The following is a 6,226-nucleotide window of genomic DNA, read 5'->3' as shown; positions in this document are numbered from 1 at the left end:
AACAACTTAATGGCTGTTTATGTTGAGACCGGGGAAAGTTTTCTCGTTAATGGAAGACCCCTCAAGAGCATCGCCTTCTACTGGCAAAAAGGATTAGCTGAGTATCAATCAAAGCTCAACAAGTCCGGCTACAAGACAAGCAGGAAACTGAAAAGAATGTATCAAAAGGCCAAAACTACAGGCGAGGCACTACATTAATACTGCAGTCAGGCAGATTGTTGAAGGGCTTTACGAAATGGGCGTCTCTACGATTGTAGTTGGTTATCCAAAGGGCATTGCGAGAAATTCTGAATGGGGTGAAAAGCAGAACTTCCTCCTCTCCCACGTCTGGCGGTTCAATACTGTGATTCAAAGGCTCAAGGAAGTGGCTGAGGAATATGGCATCGTTGTTCAGGTTGTTAATGAGGCTTTCACCTCAAAAACCTGCCCCGTTTGCGGGAAGCCCCACGAGGGGCCCGCTTTGTTCGTGGTTTGTTTAAGTGTCCCGCGACGGGGCTTGACTTTAACGCGGATTTGATTGGTGCTTTCAACATTTTAAAGAAGGCTGTGGAAAAGATAACCCCGAATCTGGGCGGCCTTTATGCTCAGAGGAGGGGTAACGGGGGGAAGACCCTCCCCGAGGGGTCGAAGACCCGCTTTAACTTGGGTCTAAATGAAACCCCTCAAACCTCCCTGCCAATGGCGAGGGGTTAACTCGTTGGAACCCTCGCCCTTCAGGGCGGGGAGGAGGTCAGCAGCTATAGTGCTAGGGAACTTACTTCTGAGAAAGATTGATAAGGCCGTTTTAAACGATTACCTCACACTTCTCCTTGGGAGCGTGCTTTTGGTAACATCTATCTTGAGCTTGGTTAAGGGGGAGATTAAAACCCCAATAAGACCTAGGAGAGAGTATCTATACGTTCTGGGGTTTGTTGTTGGCTTAGCTGTTCAGTTTACGTCGGTTGGTGCTGGGGTCATTGTTAGCTTCACTTTGATGAACCTTGCAAGGGTTAATCCGAGGGAGGTTGTTGGGGTTACGATAGTTTATGGCCTGGCTTTGTCTTCTCTGAGCTTCTTGAATTATGCCTCCATCGGGAGTGTGGATTACTCTCTGGCTGCTCTGCTTGTAGCCGGTACTGTACCAGGAGTTTATTTGGGAACTCATGTAAACTCGATAGCAGATAGGGAAAAGCTAAAGAAAATTATCAACGTGATAATCCTGATTATTGGGGTTTTGATACTTCTCGGGCGTTAGAGGAAATAATTTACACGCGAGTGCACATTTTTGATCCCTCCGAAAGGTTTAACCACCCAACATTCGTCCTGCCCAGCAGTGGTTGCAATGAAAGCAGAACAAGTAATACTATACCTTCGAAATGGAACCCCAACAATTGAAGTGCTAAGGCCGACCAAAGCATGGAAGAACATCATAGAGCTCGAAATGCCAGTAAGTGCATTTGTCTCACTGGTAGCAGAAACCCTCGACACAGAGCCAAAGCGTGGCGAAGCAATAATGAAATACACCAGAGCAAAGGACACACTGCGGCTGTACCTCAACAGGCTCAGGATTGAGGTTAGCCCGAAAAAGCCGCTACGGCTGAAACTCCAGAACGGCAAGTATCCGCAACGCTTCATTCCAGTACTGGTGGTAGGCATTGGGGACCTGTACGACTACCTCCCAGAGTTGCTCAAAAAACGACGACAGTACGTTGTGTTCAAGCTCCAGGAAGAAACTGAATCACGCAGGATCTACACTTTGGAGCTCCGATAACTTTTTTTCTTTTTTGTTTTTAAAAATAAAAAATCAAAAGACAGGGGAAATCCCCAGCATCCTCCCCCCGTGGTGGGGATCGGACGGCAGATATCCCCTGAAAAGGGCACGGCCCCCAAGGGACCAGTCGTTCATGTATATTATCAGGTGTTCTCTGGCCCGTGTTATTCCCACGAAGAGGAGCCTTAGTTCCTCTTCTATGCGCTCTTTTTCACCAGTGTATGGTATGTATGCTTTTAGGTGGATCGGGTTCAGCAAGACCACAACGTCCGCTTCCAGCCCTTTAGCTGCGTGTATTGTGTCCACATAGATAGCGCCGGAGAGCAACTTCTTGCCTCCGTATATAACGTCCTCTAGGAAGTCAGCGACCTTTCTTCCATGATGGATTCCCACGATGTAAAAGTCAATTAAATCCTCCGGGGCTACCGTGAGCTTCTTCAGCAAGCTTCTCAGGCTTCCAGACATCAGCAGTGAAGGCACTGGAGCTCTTGCTCTGCTGAGCTCGAAAACATCCTTGAAGTCATGTGGTAGCGGAAGGACTCCGAGATGCCCTTTAATGCCATAGTTCGGGGCATCTGGGTCTGCCTGTCCCATGAGGATTTTCTTTGCCAGCTCAAAGATTGTCTGACGGGCCTTTTTGGTGGAACCTTTTGCATGGTAGATTGCAGTTCCAAAGATCGTTGCATGCAAAAATGTCTCGGCTTCCTTTTCACTTAGAGGCTCTCCATTCTTGATTTTCTCAAGTGCCTGAAGCACTGAAAGGCTCTTTTCATATAAACCTCCCCTCCTCTTCAGCGAGAGGGGGATGATGCCGTACTCCACAAGCCCTTCTGCCACCCTATAGGCATCCCTGTTTGTTCTGGTCAGCACGAACACTATCTTGTCGCGTTCCGCTACATCCAGTATTTTTGGCACAAGTTCAGGAACCAACACCGCTACATCTACATCATAGCCCCTGCTGTCGATAATCTCTATCTCTGAGTTCCCCTCCCTTGCCTTGAACGTGTAATTGATCCCATAGGCCCTAAGCGTCCTCAAGATCTCAATTGGTATCACGCTGAGTGCAAGGTTCCGGATGTCTTTTGTTAGTCTACGTGACTCTTCTAGGACGCGCTTCTCCGCATCTTTGATGGCCTTTAAGAAGGCATCCAGCGAGGCTCCTTGGAAGCTGTAGATCGACTGTAGAGGATCCCCTGCAAAGATGACCAGCTCAATATCGCTTTCTTTTATCAACTGGCGTATCATTTTGAGAATTAGCTCTCCAAGATCCTGGGCTTCGTCAATGATCAAAACCTTGACGTTCTTAGTCTTCTTCGTGTCCTTAAGTGTGTATCCCCTTAGGTAGACCCTCAGGATTATCTCGTCAAAGTCCAAGGTTCCATTGGTAGCCTTCCAGTCAATGTAGTGCTCCACCGCCCACACGAGCCGCTTTTGCCTGCCAGGGTTGTACCAGTAGACCTTCCCGGCGATTTTCTTAACCTTCGGCAGTATCGCCCGCTTAAGAGCCCCCTTGTATCTCTGCACATCGTCGAGGTTTAGCTTCAACATCTCGAAGTCTTTCTTGGAGAGAGTGTTTATGGCCTCAGAGTAAGCCTGCTCCGCAAGGTTACCCAGTGTGTTCTGATAGTCCGTCTCATCGTACTCTATCCCATTTTGAAAGGCAAAGTACTTGAACGGGCGTCCCCGGTATTTGCGGAGCATGTTGATCACCGCTTTTTTGTCGTTTAAATAGCCCTCTCCCTCAGAGTTGTTGGACAAAAGGATAGTTTGCGCCAAGCTGTGGGACGTTCTAATCTGGTTGCGCATACCCACCCTTTCATTCCTAGTGGTGTCTGCCTTCTGGCCCGTTATGCGCTCGTACACGTCCTTTTCGTCTGCTGTTGAGAAAGTAAGGTAAAGTATCTCATCAATTCTGTACATTCCTTGGAGGCCTTCGACGTCGCCAAGGATGGCCTCTGCCCTCTTTCTGTCTTCCCAGGTTGACTCTTTTTCTGTTAGTGTCTTTACAATGGATATCAAATGAGTGGTTTTACCAGTTCCTGGCGGACCGATAATGGCGATTTCACGCCTCTTCATTCCGCACCACCCCCAATAGCGTTGTTTGAATCAGGAACTTTTCCAACTTCTATGACCTCCACCTCCTCAACTTCCTCCGGCAGAGCAAGCCTCATATAGTCTCCATTGACCACAATCTTGTGCCCTAACCGCCTTGCTACCTCCTGTATTGCTTCCCAGACCTCTCGGGCAGTTACCGAGTCGTTAACGAAGAACCTCATATCCTCGAACCTTAGTTCTCCATACTCAAGCAGCATCCTGAACCCCATGTCCACGGCCTGCTCCTTCGTCTTGCGGTATTCCTCCTCAGCAAGCCTTGCTTCGCTTTCAAATACATTGAAAAACCCATCCGAATTCGCCAAAAACATCTTACCCACCTCCCTGAGCTTTTTTAGAGGAACAACATAAGCGACATCCTTATTTTTAAAGTCTGAACCGTAAACGTAAAGTTCCCCGGCTTGGAAAACTTCCTCAAGGGCTTTGTGGACTTCCTCGAACTTGACGTTTCCAATGACTTCCTTTGCTTCCTTGAAGAGGCTCAGCAGAACCTGTCTTGGGATGACGAGCTTCCCTTTCTCTGGGACTAGTGTGACGTCGTAGTTGCTGACCTCCGTGACACTCTTGCTTATCATAAGCCTGGCGCGTAGTAGAATCTCAAACACTTGGGCAACGGCCCTCTCCAAGCTGCTGGATACTTCGAACTCAGCCCATGCTACTGCTCTTGCGATGGCGCTCTCCAATGCCCTGTAAACGATGGCGTAGTAGCCATACATGATCTTGCTTACTTCGCGTGAGTAGCGAGCCTCAAACAGCCACGGATTGTGTTCATTAAAGGCCCGGGTAAGCTTCTCGATGATTTCCTCGCGCTCGATGAACAGAGGTTTACCTGCAATCCTGAAGGCCTCGTTGAGCCCGGCGAACATCTTAACTGGTGGTTTCTTCATGTTCTTGCCGTCTGAAAGAACGGGTTTACCTTCTTTTATTGCCAGCAGGTACCACTTCATGCGGTCTAGGTTTATGACCTCCCTGCGCCCGTTCTTGAATTTGAAGACCAATACGGTGTTGGAAGGCCTCGCGCTGGTCTCCTCCCTGAGCTTTATGATTCCCTCAAGCGGGCTCTGCTCTGACGCGGGGTTCAGCATTTTCCCGTAGAACTCGTAAAGGTGTTCCCAAAGTGGAACTATTGCGTCCTCGTCTATCTCCTTGCGCAAAAATACCTTGGCGACACCGTAAAGAACTTCTTCATGGATGTTTTTGGCCTCTGGGGGGTTGAATTTCTCGCGGAGCTCTTTGAGAGCCCCATCTGATTCATCTGCAGCTCCTGAACTGGCTCCGCGAACGATGCTTTTTACGAGAATTGCCAGTGAGGCAATTGTGCTCGTTACGTGTCTGTGGAGCCCTCTTTCATCGGCGATGTCACCAATCTCAAGCTCCTTCTTTAGTTCTTCTGGAAGGCTGTTGAGCCTTTCCTTGAGCGGTGTCCACCTGGGGTTAAGCCTGCTGCCCTCCTCGTCCTCGAAGAACAAGCCCCTCCAGCCGGCAGGTATGGGAGCTATCTCCTCCCCGTTCCTCCATCGGATGAAGTTAACTATAGCATCAACCGTGGTCCTGATCCTGTCCTTGACTTCCGCTTCGCTCTCCCATCCCAGAGCTACAGCATCTCTGAGTGCCATGTCAAAGACCTTCATCACCGCCTGCGGACCGAGGCCTCTGAGTAGCAGAAAACTCGGAAATCTGAGGAAAAAGTCGTGCCTTATGCCCTCTGGTGGGTAAATCCTGAGTATCTTTTTCTTCAGGGCTTGGAGTGTGTCATCGTCCTCGACTTCAACAAAGGTAAGTCCTTTTTCCCTTGCCTCCAAGAGCACATCCTGTAGCCCTGCTCTTTCAGCGGCAGCCTTCCATTCCTCGTCCAAGTTTGAGATGCCGGAGACAACCCCAGCGGCCCTGATTCTCCCCGCATTTTTGGCTTTCCGTGATTTAGTGTACTCCTTCAGCAACCACTCCGTGTCAAGAGGGTCGACTTCAAGGCCGTTATGGTCGAAAAGCTCATTTCTCTCGGTGTGAAGGAAAAGCACCCTTGTCTCCATGAGAGCCTCTGGGTCAAATATCAGTTCGTTGTTCTGCACTTGGTATGCCAGTTTTGAGTTGGGGATTCCAGGTAGCCTTGCTACCCTTGCAACGTCCGCCACGTTATCGTCAATTACTGCTTCAAGGAACTTTTTGCCATCAGCCCCTTCGACGTCAACGACGTCTTCGAGGATGCCCAAGATTACCCTAGTTCCCATTAGATCGTTAGAGTTATAAGCACTTAAGTCTTTTGGTTGATTGGTGGTTGTTATGAACTTTCAGCAGGAAATCCTGATCATAAAATCCGAAATCTATCCGATAATCAGCAAACACTACCCGAAAAACACTCACAGG

Annotated in this window: 4 protein-coding genes and 2 pseudogenes; 4 read left to right on the top strand and 2 right to left on the bottom strand. The window is 49.0% G+C overall.

The annotated features are described in order from the left end of the window. The 3 genes and pseudogenes from THEPK_RS03680 to THEPK_RS03665 all read left to right on the top strand — a co-directional run. Nucleotides 1–693: pseudogene (locus THEPK_RS03680) on the top strand (transposase); the annotation flags it as partial. A gap of 4 nt (nucleotides 694–697) precedes the next feature. Next, nucleotides 698–1,234 (top strand): sulfite exporter TauE/SafE family protein, encoded by a 537-nt coding sequence (locus THEPK_RS03670; RefSeq protein ID WP_232194522.1) that lies wholly within the window; start codon nucleotides 698–700, stop codon nucleotides 1,232–1,234. 87 nt (nucleotides 1,235–1,321) lie between these two features. Continuing rightward, nucleotides 1,322–1,750 carry a hypothetical protein gene (locus tag THEPK_RS03665; RefSeq protein ID WP_042698476.1) on the top strand — a complete coding sequence of 143 codons (429 nt, stop codon included), beginning with the start codon at nucleotides 1,322–1,324 and terminating at the stop codon, nucleotides 1,748–1,750. A 33-nt stretch (nucleotides 1,751–1,783) separates the two neighbouring features. Here THEPK_RS03665 and THEPK_RS13655 read toward each other — a convergent pair whose 3' ends face one another. Together THEPK_RS13655 and THEPK_RS03655 are read right to left on the bottom strand one after the other, a co-directional pair. Further along, nucleotides 1,784–3,826 (bottom strand): UvrD-helicase domain-containing protein, encoded by a 2,043-nt coding sequence (locus tag THEPK_RS13655; protein WP_042698473.1) that lies wholly within the window; start codon nucleotides 3,824–3,826, stop codon nucleotides 1,784–1,786. Further along, nucleotides 3,823–6,090, bottom strand: a complete 2,268-nt coding sequence (locus THEPK_RS03655) for a hypothetical protein (protein WP_042698470.1) — start codon at nucleotides 6,088–6,090, stop codon at nucleotides 3,823–3,825. Before THEPK_RS03655 ends, THEPK_RS13655 begins: the two co-directional genes overlap by 4 nt. Before the next feature lie 43 nt (nucleotides 6,091–6,133). Here THEPK_RS03655 and THEPK_RS12960 point away from each other — a divergent pair. Beyond that, nucleotides 6,134–6,226: pseudogene (locus THEPK_RS12960) on the top strand (IS982 family transposase); the annotation flags it as partial.

The organism is Thermococcus sp. PK, from assembly GCF_000430485.1.
Taxonomy (GTDB): domain Archaea; phylum Methanobacteriota_B; class Thermococci; order Thermococcales; family Thermococcaceae; genus Thermococcus_A; species Thermococcus_A bergensis.
This window is presented reverse-complemented; position numbering and strand designations above follow the sequence as displayed.